This window comes from Aeromonas sp. FDAARGOS 1403 (genome assembly GCF_019047325.1).
Classification (GTDB): Bacteria; Pseudomonadota; Gammaproteobacteria; order Enterobacterales; family Aeromonadaceae; genus Aeromonas; species Aeromonas dhakensis.
On the sequence record NZ_CP077249.1, the window covers coordinates 1,395,862 to 1,412,911 of the forward strand.

Genomic DNA, 17,050 nt, shown 5'->3' on the forward strand with positions numbered 1-17,050 from the left:
GATGTTGCTGGATAGCAGTCATAGATGGATAGACGTCCAATCTATCAGGCCCTTGGCCGATGTAAACCATCAGATCCGGCAAAGCAATCTCGTCGGGGCGTGAGGGAGGCCGGCTCAGAGGCGGCGGCGATACTCCTTGTCGTCGATCTGGTGCATGTCCCACTGCATCAGACGGTTGAGCTGGATCATGGGATCCTCGATGAGCGGCAGCGGGCGGGGCAGGATCCGCTTGAAGTAACGGCGCAGGATCTGCTGGATCCGGTTCGGTTTGATGGGGTTGGCGTGGCTCATGATGGGGCTCCTGTGCTGTGGTTCTCACGTTCGCCAGCAGTATTGAGCTAAAATGCGGAAGTAAAAACTGATGATTTTCAGCACAAGGATTTCCTCTTTTATGCCCACCAGCCGCCTCTATCAGCAATTCCAACGGCTCGCCCAGCAGCTTGGCTGCGACGAGCGGGAAATAAGCCTCGCCGAGGTGGCGGATCTGCTCTGCTGCACCCCGCGCAACGCCCGCCTGCTGCTGCGCCGCATGCAGGAGCAGGGCTGGCTCGGCTGGTCCGCCGAGGCCGGGCGGGGGCGGCGCTCCCGCCTCACCCTGCTGGACAACCAGGAGAGCCTGACCCGGCGCCGACTGCGGGAGCTGCTGAGCCAGGGCCAGCTGGCGCAGGCGGTGCGACTGGCGGAAGATCGCCTCGATCTGCTCACCCCGCTGCTGATCGAACAGCTCGGCCAGGCCACCCGGGCAGGGCGCCAGATCCTGCGGGTGCCCTACTACCGGCCACTGCCCCAACTGCTGCCCACCGGCCCGCTGCGCCGCTCCGAAATCCACCTTAGCCGCCAGATCTTCAACGGCCTGACCCGGCGAAATGAGGAAAATGGGGAAATCGAGGGGGATCTCGCCCACCACTGGGAGTGCCTCGGCCCCTGTCACTGGCGCTTCTACCTGAGGCCGGCGGTGCGCTTTCACCACGGCCGCGAGCTGGTGGTGGAGGACGTGACGGAGAGCCTGCAGAGCCTGCGGGATCGTCCGCTGTTCGCCCATCTGGCGCGGCTGGAGAGCCCCTGGCCGCGCACCCTGGATCTGCACCTCGACAGCCCGGATCCCCTGCTGCCTCACCTGCTGGCCGAGCCGGTGGCCGTCATCCTGCCGCGCGAGCTCAAGGGGGAGGCGGGCTTTGCCCTGCAGCCGGTGGGCACCGGCCCCTATCGGGTGACCGCCAACGATCCCATGCACCTGTGCCTGGAGGCATTCGACGACTACTTCGGTCTGCGCGCCCTGCTCGACGAGATCGACATCTGGATGCTGCCAGAGCTGGCGGAGCGGCTGGAGAGCCACCTGCAGCTGGGGCGTGACAGCCCGGAGCTCGGTACCATGCGTGGCGAGTCCGAGCTGGAATCCGGCTGCTATTTCCTGCTGCAGGATGAGCGCTCCGGCGCCCTGCAGGATCCCGCCCTGCGCCAGTGGCTGGCCGGCCTGCTCAACCCCATCGCCCTGATGGCGCGGGTCGCCCCCGAACTGCAGCGGGGCTGGACCAGTGCGCTGGGTCTCTTGCCCCACTGGCGGGAGGCGCAGCCGGTCCCGTTGCCGGCGCCGGCCGGGCGGCCGCGTCAACTGGTGCTGGCCTGCTTCAACCAGCACCTGGAGTTCAACGAGTGTGCCAACGCCATGAGCAGCCTGCTGGCCGAGCAGGGCATCGCACTCGAGGTACGCACCCTGGATTACGGCCGCTGGGTGAGCGGGGCGGACGAGGACGTGGATCTCTGGCTTGGCACCCTCAACCTGGAGCACGAACACGCCTTCGCCCCCTACGCCTGGCTGCAGGGGACCCCGCTGCTGCGCAAGGTGTGGGGCGGCCAGCATGGCCTGTGGCAGGGGCTGACGCAGTGGCGTGCCAGCGGCGAGGAGCCGGGGCCGCGGGCGCTGCTGGCCAGCGTGCAGCGGCAGGGCTGGTTCGTGCCGCTGTTTCACCACTGGCTGGAGCTGGAGAGCCGGGTCGGCGTGCACGGGGTGCGGATGACGGCGCTCGGCTGGTTCGATTTTCGCAGCGCCTGGCTGCGCCCGGAGCTGGCCGTCGGTGCCGGGGAGGAGATGGGGGAGCTTGAGTCCAGAGGCGGGCCGCGTTAGCCTGAGCGCGGTCCAACGACAAGGAGTCGATATCCATGCTGGAAATGCAGATCCAACCCCGTTTTCAAGAGACAGATGCCCTCGGCCACATCAACAACACGGTGCCGGCGGTCTGGTTCGAGTCGGCCCGCGACCCGCTGTTTCGCATCTTCTCCCCCGAGCTGGATGTGCACAACTGGCATCTGATCATCGCGGGCTACACGGTGCAGTTCAAACGGGAGCTGTTCTACGGCCAGCAGGTATTGATCAAAACCGGGGTACGCCGCATCGGCTCCAGCTCCTTCACGCTCTGGCAGGAGGCCTGGCAGGAGGGCGAGCTGGCGGTGACCGCCGAAACCACCCTGATCCATTTTGACTACCAGTCCCGCCAGTCCATTCCCCTGGGCGATCGCCACCGGGAGGAGCTGCGGGTCTGGCTGATAGAAAGCTAACCTTGGCCCTTCGGCCAATCACAGGACACTTATGCGCAATACCGTGATCGCCCTGAGCCTCGGCCTGGGACTGGGGCTCTGCTCCCTGCCTTCGATGGCGGCCTCCCTCGCCGAGCAGTTCTCCCTGATGGAAAAGGGGGCCGAGAGCGCCCTCGATACCCGTCTGTTCAGCCACGACGGCATAGACATCAAGGCCTGGGTGGATGGCGCTCCCGTCATCATCGCCGTGCCCATCATGAACGAGCAGGGCAAGCAGGAAGGGGAGAGCCGTTACTACTTCAAGGGCGGCAAGTTGTTCGGGGTGAAGGAGCCCGCCGCCCAGTTTGCCTTTGACGACGGCGGCAAGCTGACCCGGTGGCTGGACGAGAAGGGACAGCCCGCCGAGTTCGTCAGCAAGATGAGCATGCAGCAGCGGGAAGTCTGGCTCACCAAACGGGCGGCCGAGCTGGGCCAACTGTTTGCACCGAGCGCCGCCGAACAGAAGGCGGCCAAGGGGGGCGTCAAGCTCAAGGGGGCGGAACTGGCCCACTGGCTCTGCAACGGCAAGCTGATGGCGCTGGCCGGGGGGGACAAGGTGACCTTCGAGCCGGCCAAGCTCAAGAGCCGTGCCGAGGGCATCGAGGGGGAGGTCTCCCTGCGCCAGGATAAGGGGTGGCAGGATCTGAGCCTCAAGTGCGAGGTGCAGGGTCCCCAGGTGACCCGCCTCACCTGGCAGCCGCTGCCGGGTGCCAACAAGCCGCAGTAAGCACGGCAGTATCAAAGCAAGGGGCTCGGATGTGGGCCCCTTTTTATTTTGGTTATTGTGGCGGTCACTCGCCCAGCCTGAGCCGGGTGAGGGCTTCCACCCGTCGCCACTGGCCGGGCTCGAACCAGCGCGCCAGGATCTCCGGCTGCTGTTCGGCCCGTCGCTCAGCGGGCAGGGGCTTGAGTTCGGCCAGATAGCCGGCCAGCTGCTGCTCGAACCCCTGCTGACTCTCCGCCAGCTGGTGCAGCCGGTCCGCCGCCTCCGGCCCCAGCTGCTCGCGCAGCATTGTGTCGCGCTCGGCCGCCGGCAGTCGCTCCAGACTCTGCAGGTCACCGAGCAGGCGGCTGTTGGCCTCCGCCTCCCGAAACCACTGGGGCTGCTCCGCCAGCCAGAGCTCGAGCTCGCTCGCCAGCAGCGGCTTGTCGGCATCGCTGGCCTCCGCCAGCGCCTTGCGGCGCAGGGTCCACTGCTCCATCAGCCGATCCTCGGCAAACAGCTGCTCCTGCTCGGCCGGGGTGAAGCTCTGCTGGCGCAACTGCTCGCGCTCGTCGAACAGCACCTGCAGGCTGGCCAGGCCCGGGTCGGTCGGCACCGTCAGGCTGCTTTCGGCGGCAAGAAAGGCCTCATAGCGAGCCTGCAGCGAGTGCTCATCGGATGAGGAGGCGGTCTGCCGGGCCAGGGGGGAGGCCGGCCCTGCCTCGTCCACCGGGGGCGCGGCCGAGGTGGGGCGCGGGGCGGGCCACAGCTGCCAGCCCCCCAGCAGCAGGGCCGCCCCCAGCGGAGCGGCCATCAGCCAGGCCTTGTTCATAGCCCCAGTCTCTGCAGGCGGTTGGCGTGCTGGCGATAGAGGCCGACCGGGTCGGTTTCGAACAGGTGGCGAATGCCGAACGACTGGTTCACCTCGTCCAGATGGTTCATCCGGTAGTCGGTGCCGATCACCTTGCCGAGGTGGCTGCTGCACACTCCGACCAGGCCGTCGTTGGGCTCCTTGAAGAAGCTGCCGGTCAGCGCCAGTGCCGGATCCACCGGATCCAGGATGTTGGTCATGGTGCCGCGCCCGCTCCAGGAGAAGTAGTAGACCCCGTTGGCGGCCTGCATGGGCCCTTCGCCGCAATACTGGCTGGGCAGCCCTTCCGGATAGCGCTGGTTGAAGCGCTGGGCGCCGGCGCTGGTGAGGGCGTCGAGGGCGGCGAGGGGATCCTGCGGCAGCTGGCTGCCCCCGGAGAGCAGCGAGATAACTCCGGACAGGGCCGAGGCGGCGGCCACCGCCAGCTTCTCGGCCACCGAGCCCGGTGCCACGTTGGCGCGCACCAGATCGGCGATCTCCGAGCCGTAGTTGACCCCGCCCACGCTGGTGGCGGAGGCGACCAGCTCGGGAGCGACCGAGGCGACGTAGCGAATGGTGGGGCCGCCGTGGGAGTGGCCGATGAGGTTCACCTTCTCAGCCCCGGTGATGGCGAGCACCTGCTGTACCTGCTTGAGCAGCTGCTCACCGCGCAGTTCCGAGCTCTGGGTGGCGGAGACCTGGGCCACGTAGACCCTGGCGCCGTCCCGGGTCAGCGCCTGGGGAATGCCGTAGAAGTAGTCGACCCCGAGCAGCTTGTCGAAGCCGAACAGGCCGTGCACCAGCACTATGGGGTAGCGGGTCTGGGTATAACCTGCCGCCTGGCCCAGCATGGGCAGGGCGCACAGCAGCACCAATAGCCATTTTTTCATCTTGTCCATCCTTGTGAAGAGAGACTGCCGCAGCGGCAGCCACCGGCATCATGCCGATACCGACCAGCATGGCGGAACGGGACGTTTGCATCTGTGCAAATGATCACCAAATAGACAGATTCAAAAAAGCCCTACCCATATGGGCAGGGCTGTTGGCTGTGCCGGCACAACTATCCCTTGTGTTCGCCCCTTACATAAGTTAAATAATAATTATTATCATTTATGGTGTTGGAGCCTATGTCGGCAAGCTGGGTAAGAGGTTGGGTAGGGACGGGGGAGAGCGACAGCAGCATGGTGCACTGGAAGGTGCAGACCATGAGCGGCAACCGCCATTTCGATGCCGGTGAGCACGCCAAGGCGCTCTCTTGCTATCAGCAGGCGCTGTGGCTGGCCCGCCAGCAGTTTGCCGACTGGCACGATGTGGACGAGGCGGTGGCCGCGCTGGTGGTGGCCCACCACAACCTGGCGGATCTGCTGGTGGCGATGGCGCTGCCGGAGCGGGCCGCCGACCTGCTGTGTCACATCCACGACTGCCTGCTCGCCACCAGCCAGTCCCCCACCAGCTCCGCTGCCCTGCGGGATGCCGCTCTGCGCCACACCCGCAGCACCCATACCGAGTTGCTCGCCTTCGTGCGCAAGCACGGCAGCCACGACGGCATCCGCCGCTGCCTCGGCCAGTGTCTGTGCCAGACCGAGCCAGCCCCGCAACTGCATTAATCACAATAAACAGAGGTGACCATGAGCCATACCCTGCCTGCCCTTGCCTATGCCTACGACGCACTGGAACCCCATATCGACGCGCTGACCATGGAGATCCATCACAGTCGCCATCACCAGACTTACATCAACAACCTCAATGCGGCGCTGGCCGATCACCCCGAACTGGCGGCGTTGCCGGTGGAGGAGCTGCTTGCCCGCTTCGACAGCCTGCCTGCCAAAGTGCAGGGGGCGGTGCGCAATCACGGTGGCGGTCACGCCAACCACAGCCTGTTCTGGCGGGTGATGAGTCCCCAGGGCGGTGGCGAGCCGGCCGGCGAGCTGGCTGCGGCGATCGAACGGGATCTGGGCGGGTTTGAGGCCTTCAAACAGGCCTTTACCCAGGCCGCCCTGAGCCGTTTTGGCAGCGGCTGGGCCTGGCTGGTGGTCGATGGCAGCGGCAAGCTGCAGGTAGTGAGCAGCGCCAACCAGGACAGCCCCCTGCAGGATGGGCTGGTGCCCATCTTGGGGCTGGATGTCTGGGAGCACGCCTACTACCTCAAGTACCAGAACAAGCGCCCCGACTACATAGCCGCGTTTTACAAGGTGATCGACTGGAACGAGGTGGCACGGCGCTACGCCGAGGCGCTGGCCTGATTGCTGGAAATACCAAGTCCAATAAAAGAGACCCGCCGGATGGCGGGTCTCTTTTATTGAGGGGTCAGCACACTGCTGGTTGGCGTGGCCGCGCTGGCGGCAGCCGGAGTTTCTAAGGGAGTGGCTTCGCTCGGTACGGCTGCACTGGTGGCCTGGGCACTGCTGGTTGGCGTTGCTGCACTGGTGATGGCTGGTTTGTCCGCAGTGGTGACTTCGCTCGGCACGGCTGCGCTGGTGGCCAAGGCACCGCTGGTTGCGCCCGCCGCACTGGTGGCGGTTGCTGCACTCACCATCGCTGCCGGCTTGGCCTTCGGCTGATGAGAGGGCGGCTTGATGGGCAGGCAGGGTTGGCTAGCGCCTATGGTGCTCAACGCCTGGCAGGGAACCGGGCCGCCGATGACGATGGGCTCGCCGAGGAACTTGGGCCCCTTGTCCAGCACGTAGAGGTCGAGCAGCCCCATCAGGCGGGCGAACACCTCGCGTACCCGGGTCTTGATGCCCTGATAGGCGCTGGGATCCACGGCGTTGAAGCCGACCGCCTCGATACCGAAATGGCGGGCGATGAAGATGGCGCGCTCGTTGTGAAAGGCCTGCGAGACCACGGTGAAGTGGGCCTGGCCGAACACCTCCTTGGCCCGCACGATGGAATCCAGAGTCCGGAAACCGGCGTAGTCGCTATAGATGGCGCTGGCCGGAATGCCGGCCTGGATCAGGGCCCGCCGCATCTGGCGCGGTTCATTGTACTGCACGGTGGCGTTGTCGCCGGAGACCAGGATGTAGTCCACCTTGCCGTTGTTGTAGAGCTCGGCGGCGGCCTTGATCCGGTATTTGAAGTAGTGGTTCGGGCTGCCGCCAATCAGGTATTTGGAGGTGCCGAGCACCAGGGCGACCCGGTTGTAGGGCACCGCATTGACGTCGTCATAGGTGTAGTGACGGGCGTCCGAGACGGTCCACTCGCTGTAGCCAAGCAGGGCGGCGGCAGAGGCCAGCAACAGGCAGAGGCAGGCGAGCAGGATCTTGGCAAACTTCTTCATGCGCGGTGCGGTTCGGGTCTGAAGTAAGAGATGACAGGGGGTCATTCTATTACAAGTTGCCGCCGCGCGTCAGGCTTGATGACCGCAGATGGCGTCACTCGGGCAGAGGTTGTCGCATGGCGGGAGTGGCTAACTGATTGATCCTGTGCCGCTTATCATCTTCCAATAAAAAGGGCGGCCATGGCCGCCCTTGAGTATTGATGCCAGCGTCTCAGTGGGAAGAGTCGTTGGCCTTGCACTCGTCGGAGTCCTTGTTGGCCTCCCACCAGGGCAGCAGCTCTCGGCCGAGCCACTGCTGGTAGGCCTCGCTGTCATTGGCAATCAGCTGGTCCAGCTCGGCTTCGAAGGCGCTCATCGCCTGCTGTTGATCCGGGTTGCGCAGGGCCTGGGCCATGGCCAGCCAGCTGGCGCCGCGACCGGTCTCGTTCAGGAAACGATGCACCGTGTAGGACCAGGAGTAGACCATCTCGCCGCCCTTGTCGTAATCCAGGTGCAGGATGTCGGCCAGGGCCGGACGATCCCCTGCCGGGCGGCCGGCGACGTTGTCCAGACCGCGGGCGAAGCACTGGCCGTGGGCGATGAATTCCGCCAGCCCTTCCGACCACCAGGTGGTGCGGTTGAGCGGGTAGTGGCCGAAGCTGCCGTACTGGTTGAAGCGGCCGTCCAGGTAGTGCACGTACTCGTGGCGCAGGTTCCACACCTGGAACGCAGGACGCTTCCACTCCGCCTCGTAGGCGAAGAAGCGGGCCTGGTTGCCGGGGCGAGCCGGATCTCCCTCAATGTAGATACCGCCGTTGTCGGTGGAGACGCCACCAAACAGGGCGCTGCCGTAGCGTTTCCAGTCGGCGGAGGAGTCGAAGATCACCAGCTCCAGTGCCTCGTTGTGATCGTCCGCCACCGGTTGCCAGCCGGTTTCCATCTGCTGGTGGAACTGCTGCTCTTCGGCGCCCAGTTCACGGCAGATCCCCTCGGCCTGATCCATGGTCAGATCCTGGGCTCGCAGGCGCAGGGTCGGCGAGCAGGTGTGCTCGAACGGCAGCACGTCCTCCACCCGGATCGGGGTGCAGAGCCCGGCGAAGTCACCGCTGATGCAGGCTTCGCTGGTGCGGTCCGTGTAGGTCAGGTAGTAGGTGGAGAGGGTCAGCGACATGTCTTCCAGCAGATCCTGGCTCTGCTGACCACCGGGGATCAGGTCGTGGTGGCGAACAAGGGTGATGACGGAGTCATCCAGCAGCTTGCGGTAGCCGTCGAGCTCGTCCGGGCGGGTATAGCGGGCGACCCGGTAGAGGCGGGTGTAGGCATCCAGCACGTTGTTGAGCAAGAACAGATCGGCGCCATCCCGCCCTTTCCACAACGCGAGTTCGCTCATGCCGAGGGCGTGCAGCTGCTTGCGCAGCTCGCCATCCTGCTGGCGGAAGTCGTTGGCGAAGGGATCGCTGTAGTCGCTGGCGAAGTCGAGGAAGTTGAGCAGATCGAACAGGCCGGCCGCCCAGGCGTGCTGGCCGTTGATCTCGCTGGCATGGCGGGTGCTGTAGGCCAGCATCTGGTTGAACTCGCCGAGCAGGGTACCAAAGCGGCTCTGCACTGCCGGGCTCTTGAACTGACCGTGCAGGGCGATGCTCCAGGCACCTATGACGGCACCTACCTCGTCGCTGGCCTGCTCCGGGAAGAGCAGCGGATGGGCACCGAGCGCGGTCAGCGCCTCGGCCAGCGCCTCGGCGGCGGCCGGACCATCTTCCTTGTGCTTGCCGTAGTTGTGGTAGTTGTGGGCACGCACGTATTCCAGCAGCAGCTTCATGGCCGGATGGGCCGGCTGATTGGCCGCCAGCAGGCTCTGGATGCCGCGGGACACGGCCAGCAGTTTGGCATCGTCGTGACCATAGTTCTCCTGCCAGACCGGGGCGGGCTGGCCACTGGCATCCTGCACTATCCTGGCCGCTTCGGCGTCCAGCAGATCGGTATCGGGCAGATCCGGCTCGGAGCAGGCGCGGCCGTCGGCACGGCGGCAGTCGAGCTGCTCCTCCTTGCTGGCCAGCATGATGGGGCGATTGAGCACCCGGCTCTCCTGCCATTCGGTTGTTTCCGGCAGGGTCTGCCATTCGCTGCCCCCCACTGGGTATTGATAGCCGGTGTCCTTCAACACCACCTGTACCTCGCTGCCGGCGGGCAGGGTCTGACGGCACACCCGGTAGCTGATGGTCTTGTCCCCTTCCTGACGAGTCTGGGGTTCATCGCACTCCTGCTGGGTCTTGGCCTGTTCCAGCAACCAGGTGTACTGGCGCCAGACGTGCAGCTCGCTCACCTGACGGGCGGCCTGGCTGCCCGCAATCGGCTGCAGGCGGAAGAAGATCTGCTCGAGGCGACCATCCCGCTCGTTGGGGGTCTCCTCCAGCATCTTCAGCTGCTGCCAGTTTTGCGGCTGGTACTGCCATGCCTGCTCGGCGCAGCGCCCCTCGGCGTTGAGTTCGCAGCGATCCAGCTCCTGCTCGCTGTGACCCAGGATGACCCGCTCCGCCAGCGGCAGACGATCCTGACGCGGCGCGGTCGGGGTGCCTGCCAGGGGCTCCCAGCGGCCCTGCTTCATGCCGTAGCCAAAGTCATAGCTGCTGGCCGGGACAGCCTTGCCGGCCGGTACCACCTCTTCACAGCTGAGGTAGCGGATCTGCCAGCCCTGCTCGATCTTGAGCTGGGGTTCGCCGCACTGCTGTTCTGCCAGTGCGGCCAGGTTGGCTTCGCTCCAGTCGAAGCGACGATACACCCTCAGCTGTTGATAGGGGGCGTCGCCACTGCGGGCGCTCAGCTCGTAGGTCACTTCGGTGAGCTGATCCCCCAGCTGACGGCTGGATTCACCTTTGAGTTGATACTGTTGCCAGTCGGAGGGGGAGTAGTTGGCCAGCGCCGAAGTGGCAAGCAGGCCCGGTGCTGCCAGCAGCAGCAACCTGGTACCCAGATTGTTCATTTTTATCCCTTTGCTTGATTGTCTGCGTGATTGACGCGTGCAATCTATTCAGCTCCAAAAGGATATCAACCCACCAATCAGGCCATATAAATCATTTATTTAGATTGAATCAAACCAAAGTGAGCCCCATTGGGGGCCTGGTTGATAGCAAGGACTCATCTGCCATCTGGGGGGGGTCTCAGTCTGAGGCTGGCAACTGTGATCAAAGTCTCGTTTGAGATGTGCTGGTCATGTGGCGTCGCGACAATGCGAAGCCGGCAAACCCGCAGAAAAAGCGCTGACTTGTCTGAGCAGAAAGTTGGGGGCGTAGTGAGAAGGCCGCTGGCTGCGCTCGGTATGGACGCAGAAAAAATAGGAGGAAAAGTGATGGAGAGTGGCGAGCAGGCGTTAACAGCCGCTGCCTGAGCATGGCAGTGGGTGCTCACCCTTCACGGAGCGAGCAGATCCGCCCGAGGCAATGAACAACCTCGGGCGGGTGATGGAAGTGACGGGCTCAGAGGTAGCTGACGGTCACTATGGCCATGTTGCTGCTGCCGGCAGACAGCTTGTACTGCATGGTGCTGCTGATGGTATTGAGGCTGCCGGCTTGCTGCAGGCTGGCCAGATCCATGGTCTGACGCTGGGTGCCCGAGTAGCAGGTCACGCTGTTGTCGGCGAAGTCACAGGGGGCTTCGTAGATGGTACCGGTGAAGGTGACGCTGCCATCGTAGGCGGAGGCAGTAGCTGGCAACAAAGCGGCACCCAGCAGCATGGCTGCGGCGGCAGAAGAGGCAAAACGGATGGCGCTGTTGCGAACGGAAGTGGTGGAAGTGTTCATTTTTATGTCCTTTTCGTCACATGTCGTTGTACGAAAAGGGCAACGCAATCAAAGAGAATGACACAGATACAGCTGATGACATCGCTCTTCTCAGATGGCAGCTCCGCTGTCTTAGGTTATGAACCCTTAGACCGGTGGCTTTGCGTCCCGACCTTTCGATCGGTTTGCCCTTTACTCTATGTCTAGATGATAACATCGCACTTTGAGAAATCAATCACCATAAAAAAGTGTGAGGTATCGGTCACAAATAGTTTTTTATTCTCCGCGGTTCAGGATAAACGGCTGGTTTTCCTTAATGTTTTTTTGAATGAATATTCTGAAAAATTCATTCTTATCTCCCTTGCCATTATGAATAACGGGCGAGCTCAGTAGTTCTATGTCGATCACAAATATGGTTCAGCATGACCTTTGGATTGAACAGGGGGATAATAAAAGGAAGCTTATTGGTGTTTCCCTTCACAAGCGGAACCTGGTTAGAATGATTACCTGATTACCTGATTACCTGATTACCTGATTACCTGATTACCTGATTACCTGATTACCTGATTACCTGATTACCTGATTACCTGATTACCTGATTACCTGATTACCTGATTACCTGATTACCTGATTACCTGATTACCTGATTACCTGATTACCTGATTACCTGATTACCTGATTACCTGATTACCTGATTACCTGATTACCTGATTACCTGATTACCTGATTACCTGATTACCTGATTACCTGATTACCTGATTACCTGATTACCTGATTACCTGATTACCTGATTACCTGATTACCTGATTACCTGATTACCTGATTACCTGATTACCTGATTACCTGATTACCTGATTACCTGATTACCTGATTACCTGATTACCTGATTACCTGATTACCTGATTACCTGATTACCTGATTACCTGATTACCTGATTACCTGATTACCTGATTACCTGAGCTGTTTTATGTATGACGTCAGGGGTATTAAAGAAACAAAAAACGTGATCTGGAATTATTTTGTTGTTGTGTTTTTGTTAATTGCTGTTAAGTGGTTGAGGTTGTCTGATTTAAAATAATCCAATCCGTGTTTGCTATATGAACGATATTTATTTTACGGCATTCATAAATGTGTTTTTATGTCTTTAAGTGATTGTTTTTTATGTGTTTATAAAAGAATTTATAAAAATCAAAATGTATTTGATGTGCATCATATGAGTCGTTAATTTGTTCATCAAGCAAAAGCGGAGCACGGCTTTCTGCACAGACGACAAGGATGTATGTAGTTGTGCAGTTGAGGTGTAGCGGGAACTGCTCCTTATGCGGTGAGCTGCTTTTGCTTATTTAGATAAACCATAAAGGCACAGCAAGTTATTGATGCCGCCTCTCACCGGCTTAATGAGAGAAAAGGCATCGGCATGCTGTGCAGTATATCGCAGCATCACTGAAGATCGTGACTCCAGCATGATTGGAGTGATGCAGTACAACACACGTTAATGTAGGTATAAACGAATGAAAGCTAACAAAATTCTGGTTGCTATGGGTGTTGGTTCCATGTTGCTGTGCGGCACCGCTTTTGCTGCTGGCAACACCGGTTCAGGTAAAGTCACCTTCAACGGTGAAATCATCAACGCTCCTTGCTCCGTTGCTCCTGAGTCTGTTGACCAGGTAGTTGAAATGGGTCAGATCAGCACCAAAGAGCTGGCCAACGGTGGCGAGTCCAACTCCAAGCCGTTCAGCATCAAGCTGCTGAACTGTGAAATCTCCGACAAGGAAGATGCCGTCAAGGTTACCTTCAGCGGTGCCAAAGATCCGGTAGATTCCAGCCTGCTGGTTATCGGTGGTGGTGACGCCGCTGGTGCCGGTATCAAGATGACCGCTCCGGGTGGTGCCGCTATCGTACTGGGTACCCCGACTGCCGCCTTCGGCCTGGTCAACGGTGACAACGAGCTGCCCTTCAGTGCCGTGCTGAAAGGTTATGCCGATCAGACCGCCAACCCGCTGAAAGCCGGCGCTTTCACTGCAGTGACCAACTTTACTCTCTCCTACGAGTAATCGACTGCCTTAACGTGTGACCAGGGTTGTGGTGGTTGATGCCACCACAACTTCACACCTTCTGTCTCCTCACATCGAACCTTGATCATGAAAACTTCAATGATGGCAGCCATGGTGCTGCAGCTGGTGATGATGGCGGGATCAGTCCACGCCAACGAGATTTCGGATGGGCTGGCCGAGTCGGGCTGTACGCTGGACGTGCAGCGCAGTATTCCTTTGCAGGCCAGGCAACCGGGCACGTTGAAAATCAGCGGCTGTCAGGTTGAAGGAGCAGCAGAGGCATCACTGCCTTTTATTTCCATGTCCGTGCGCGGTGCCATGAGCGATGAGCTTGGCATTCTCAACAACGGCCAATATCACAAGGTGTCCGGCGAGAGCTTTATTATTTCGGATATCGTCAACAGTGATCTGGAATTCAATTTGGGTCTGACCAGCAGTCAACTGTTTTTTCCGGACAGTACGACGCTGTTTGAACTCAATTATATGTAAGCAAGCCAATTGCTTAGTGTAGATACCTCATTACGTGAGACCGTTATGCAATTCCTAGAGTAAATATATGAGCGTTTCAACATCAGACTCTGTGAGAAAAAAACATTATTCCAAAATGGCTTTTATGCTGTGCGTGCCCGGCCTGATGGCGGTGGCGAATCATGCATGGGCAGAGACGGAGTTTAATATTGATGCGCTCGATCTGGACGAACGAACCAAGATCGACCTCTCCCAGTTTGCCGACGAAGGCTACATCCTGCCCGGCGACTACTACCTCGAGATCGAGGTCAACAAGAACAAGCTGCCCTTGCAGAAAATCCCCTTCTACGAGACCGACACCGGCAAGGGGAAGGGCGGGGTGGCCTGCCTGCCGCAAGAGGTGATCCCCAAGCTGGCGCTGACCGACGAGGCCATCGCCAAGATCGACAGCTGGCACGACGGTCAGTGTGCCAACCTGCTGGCGCTGGACGGTGTGGTGATCGCCAACGACATCGGCAACGGCCTGCTGCGCATCGCCGTACCCCAGGCGTGGATGAAGTACAGCGATCCCAACTGGATTCCGCCCGAGCAGTGGGATGAAGGGATCCCGGGGATGATGCTGGACTACAACATCAACGCCCAGATCAACGAGGGTGATGGCTACTCCAACCGCAACATCAGCAGCTACGGCACCCTGGGGTTCAACTACGGCGCCTGGCGCCTGCGCGGTGACTATCAGGCCAATGCCTACTGGGGCGACAACGATCGGACCACTTCCGAGCTGAACCGCATCTACGCCTATCGTCCGCTGCCGAACATGGCCGCCAAGCTGACGGTGGGTGAGCAGCAGCTCAACTCCCAGCTGATCGACGGTTTTCGCTATACCGGCGTCAACCTGGCCAATGACGAGCGCATGCTGCCGCCGAGCCTGCAGGGCTATGCGCCGGAAGTGAGCGGCATCGCCAAGACCAATGCCAAGGTGACCGTCTCCCAGTCCGGTCGCATCCTCTATGAGACCAACGTACCGGCCGGTCCGTTTCGCATCCAGGGGCTGGACAGCTCGGTGCGCGGCCGTCTCGATGTGCGGGTGGAAGAGCAGGATGGCAGCGTCAACTCGTTCCAGGTCGACACGGCAACCGTGCCCTATCTGACCCGTCCCGGTTATGTCAGATACAACCTGGCGGTCGGCGCCCCTTCCGAACAGACGGACTCGGTGCACGACGTGCACGGCCCTGCCTTCGTCACCGGTGATTTCTCCTGGGGGGTGGCAAACTCCTGGTCGCTCTATGGCGGCAGTCTGGTTGCGGGTGAATACAACTCCATGGGGCTGGGTATCGGTCGCGATCTCTATGCCTTCGGTGCCATTTCCGCCGACCTGACCCAATCCATTTCCAAGCTGCCCGGCCTGTCGACCAAGATTGGCCAGTCGGTGCGGGTGAACTACGCCAAGCAGTTCGATGAATACAACAGCTCGATCACCTTCGCCGGCTATCGCTTCTCCCAGCATGACTTCATGACCATGTCGCAGTTCCTCAATAACAAGGATCGGCTGGAGAAGAACGAGAACACCTCGAGCGATGACTACAACAACTGGGGTGACAAGGAGCTCTACACCATCACCGCCAACAAGACCTTCTGGGCGGACGATGCGGCCAAGGCGCTGACCGTCTACCTGGACTACACCCACAGAACCTATTGGGAACATGACGCCGAGGATCGCTACGGCCTCACCATCAACAAGAACGTGAACATCGGCAGCTTCAAGGATGTCTCCGTCTATGTGTCGGCCTACAAGACCAAGACCGAGAACTACGAGGATGACAAGAGCGTCATGCTGACCCTGAGCATGCCGATCGGAGACCGAAAGAGCGCGGGATACAGCGTGCAGTCCTCCAACGGCAAGGTGACCCACCTGGCCACCTATCAGGACTACAGCCGGCCGGATGATACCTATCAGCTGGGGGCGGGCGTGCAAAGCAATGGTCACGCCGTGGCGCGGGGTTACTACAACCACAACAGCGACATCGGGGCGGTCAGCCTCAATGCCTACAGCGTGCAGAGCGAGTACACCTCGGTCGGTGCCAGCCTGCGCGGCGGCCTGACGGCGACCGAGCACGGGGCGGCCCTGCATCAGGCGACCCGTCGTGGCGGCACCCGCATGATGGTGGATACCGACAAGACCTCCGGCGTCTCCTTCAACAACGGCCGCGCCGTGACCAACCGCTTTGGCGTCGCGGTGATCAGCGACATGACCGACTATCGCAAGAGCGATACCCGGGTCGACGTGGATCAGCTGAGCGACGACATCGATGCGATGAACGCCATCAAGCAGGGGACCCTGACCGAGGGGGCAATTGGGTATAATGCCTTCGAAATCGCCGAAGGATTCAAGCTGCTGGCCAACGTCAAGCTGTCCGATGGCTCAGTGCCGCCGTTTGGTGCCACCGTCGTCAGGGATTCCGGCCGGGTGCTCTCGGTGGTGGATGAAGATGGCCTGGTCTATCTGACCGGGGTGAAACCGAATGAAGCGTTTGAACTCTCCTGGGGCGGCGCCCGCCAGTGCAAGATAGTGGCACCGCAACAAGTAACCGATCTGTCGATGAAGACTCTCACTTGCAAGTAATGGGATACCGATGAAAAAGCTGCTCTCTTATACCTGTCTGGCCGTGCTGGGCATGACCTCGCTCAACGTCAGCGCTGCCATCGTGCTGGACCGTACTCGCGCCGTCTATCCGGGTGGTGCCAAGTCCATCAGCCTCAACATCAAGAACGAGAACCAGAAGCTGCCCTATCTGGCGCAGTCCTGGATTGAAGATGCCCAGGGGCAGAAGATCTCTTCACCCTTCGTGGTGCTGCCGCCGGTACAGCGGGTGGATGCCAACCAGAAGTCCATCGTGCGGATCGCTAGCGTGCCGGCCATCGACAGCCTGCCCAAGGATCGCGAGTCGATCTACTACTTCAACCTGCGCGAGATCCCGCCCAAGAGCGAGAAGAGCAACGTGATGCAGATTGCCGTGCAGTCCAAGATCAAGCTGTTCTACCGCCCCGAGGCCATTTTGCCCGAGCGCGGCGCCATCTGGCAGGATCAGGTGCTGATCACCAAGCAGGGCAAGGCTCTGCAGGTGAACAACCCCACCCCTTACTACATCACCTACGTGGGTCTCGGTCATCCGCAGGGCAAGGGGAGAACCGCCATCAAGGGCTTCTCCGCCTTTATGGTGGCACCCAAGTCCGAGCAGACGGTCAACATCCCGGAAGCGCTGGGCAATGAATTTGTGATCAGCTACGTCAATGACTACGGCGGATATATGGATATCAAATACCAGTGCACAGGCAATGCCTGTAAAGCCGTGAAGAGCGAGTAAGGCC

15 protein-coding genes and 1 riboswitch are annotated in these 17,050 nt (G+C 60.7%); of the genes, 9 read left to right on the forward strand and 6 right to left on the reverse strand.

What is annotated here, in order from left to right:
• Window positions 1–114: 114 nt before the first annotated feature.
• Window positions 115–291 carry a hypothetical protein gene (locus I6L33_RS06735; RefSeq protein ID WP_216973763.1) on the reverse strand — a complete coding sequence of 59 codons (177 nt, stop codon included), beginning with the start codon at window positions 289–291 and terminating at the stop codon, window positions 115–117.
• A 100-nt stretch (window positions 292–391) separates the two neighbouring features.
• Between I6L33_RS06735 and sgrR the strand changes: the two genes are divergently transcribed.
• From sgrR to I6L33_RS06750, 3 genes are read left to right on the forward strand one after another with little or no spacing between them, the layout of a single operon-like run.
• Complete coding sequence (gene sgrR / locus I6L33_RS06740; protein ID WP_216973764.1) at window positions 392–2,125, forward strand: HTH-type transcriptional regulator SgrR; 1,734 nt, start codon at window positions 392–394, stop codon at window positions 2,123–2,125.
• Between the two features lie 35 nt (window positions 2,126–2,160).
• Complete coding sequence (locus tag I6L33_RS06745) at window positions 2,161–2,556, forward strand: thioesterase family protein (protein WP_010635278.1); 396 nt, start codon at window positions 2,161–2,163, stop codon at window positions 2,554–2,556.
• Between the two features lie 31 nt (window positions 2,557–2,587).
• Entirely contained in the window at window positions 2,588–3,301 is a 714-nt protein-coding gene (locus I6L33_RS06750) for a hypothetical protein (RefSeq protein WP_025202290.1), read from the forward strand.
• Window positions 3,302–3,365: 64 nt separating this feature from the next.
• Here I6L33_RS06750 and I6L33_RS06755 read toward each other — a convergent pair whose 3' ends face one another.
• Window positions 3,366–4,109 (reverse strand): lipase secretion chaperone, encoded by a 744-nt coding sequence (locus I6L33_RS06755; RefSeq protein WP_216973765.1) that lies wholly within the window; start codon window positions 4,107–4,109, stop codon window positions 3,366–3,368.
• The gene (locus tag I6L33_RS06760; protein WP_005308335.1) at window positions 4,106–5,017 is read right to left on the reverse strand and encodes a triacylglycerol lipase; all 912 of its coding nucleotides are present in this window, start codon (window positions 5,015–5,017) and stop codon (window positions 4,106–4,108) included. Before I6L33_RS06760 ends, I6L33_RS06755 begins: the two co-directional genes overlap by 4 nt.
• 291 nt (window positions 5,018–5,308) lie before the next feature.
• On the opposite strand from I6L33_RS06760, the gene I6L33_RS06765 reads away from it, so the two are divergent.
• Entirely contained in the window at window positions 5,309–5,734 is a 426-nt protein-coding gene (locus I6L33_RS06765) for a hypothetical protein (protein WP_216973766.1), read from the forward strand.
• 21 nt (window positions 5,735–5,755) lie between these two features.
• A complete protein-coding gene (locus I6L33_RS06770) occupies window positions 5,756–6,370 on the forward strand; it encodes a superoxide dismutase (RefSeq protein WP_216973767.1) in 615 nt (204 codons plus the stop codon).
• 53 nt (window positions 6,371–6,423) lie between these two features.
• Here I6L33_RS06770 and I6L33_RS06775 read toward each other — a convergent pair whose 3' ends face one another.
• The 3 genes from I6L33_RS06775 to I6L33_RS06785 all read right to left on the reverse strand — a co-directional run bounded on the left by I6L33_RS06775 (window position 6,424) and on the right by I6L33_RS06785 (window position 11,180).
• Window positions 6,424–7,404: a vancomycin high temperature exclusion protein gene (locus tag I6L33_RS06775; protein ID WP_216973768.1), complete on the reverse strand. Its 981-nt coding sequence runs from the start codon at window positions 7,402–7,404 to the stop codon at window positions 6,424–6,426.
• Window positions 7,405–7,615: 211 nt separating this feature from the next.
• Window positions 7,616–10,363, reverse strand: a complete 2,748-nt coding sequence (locus I6L33_RS06780; protein ID WP_216973769.1) for a collagenase — start codon at window positions 10,361–10,363, stop codon at window positions 7,616–7,618.
• A gap of 493 nt (window positions 10,364–10,856) precedes the next feature.
• On the reverse strand, window positions 10,857–11,180 hold the full coding sequence (locus tag I6L33_RS06785) for a fimbrial protein (protein WP_211049410.1): 324 nt from the start codon (window positions 11,178–11,180) through the stop codon (window positions 10,857–10,859).
• 93 nt (window positions 11,181–11,273) lie between these two features.
• A riboswitch (cyclic di-GMP riboswitch) is annotated at window positions 11,274–11,359 on the reverse strand.
• 1,311 nt (window positions 11,360–12,670) lie between these two features.
• Here I6L33_RS06785 and I6L33_RS06790 point away from each other — a divergent pair.
• From I6L33_RS06790 to I6L33_RS06805, 4 genes are all read left to right on the forward strand, one after another.
• Window positions 12,671–13,213, forward strand: a complete 543-nt coding sequence (locus I6L33_RS06790; RefSeq protein ID WP_054543989.1) for a fimbrial protein — start codon at window positions 12,671–12,673, stop codon at window positions 13,211–13,213.
• Between the two features lie 99 nt (window positions 13,214–13,312).
• The gene (locus tag I6L33_RS06795; RefSeq protein WP_010635268.1) at window positions 13,313–13,702 is read left to right on the forward strand and encodes a hypothetical protein; all 390 of its coding nucleotides are present in this window, start codon (window positions 13,313–13,315) and stop codon (window positions 13,700–13,702) included.
• A gap of 67 nt (window positions 13,703–13,769) precedes the next feature.
• On the forward strand, window positions 13,770–16,304 hold the full coding sequence (locus tag I6L33_RS06800; protein WP_211027944.1) for a fimbria/pilus outer membrane usher protein: 2,535 nt from the start codon (window positions 13,770–13,772) through the stop codon (window positions 16,302–16,304).
• Window positions 16,305–16,314: 10 nt separating this feature from the next.
• Window positions 16,315–17,046, forward strand: coding sequence for a molecular chaperone (locus I6L33_RS06805; RefSeq protein WP_017785836.1), 732 nt, complete (start codon window positions 16,315–16,317; stop codon window positions 17,044–17,046).
• The last annotated feature ends 4 nt before the right edge of the window (window positions 17,047–17,050 follow it).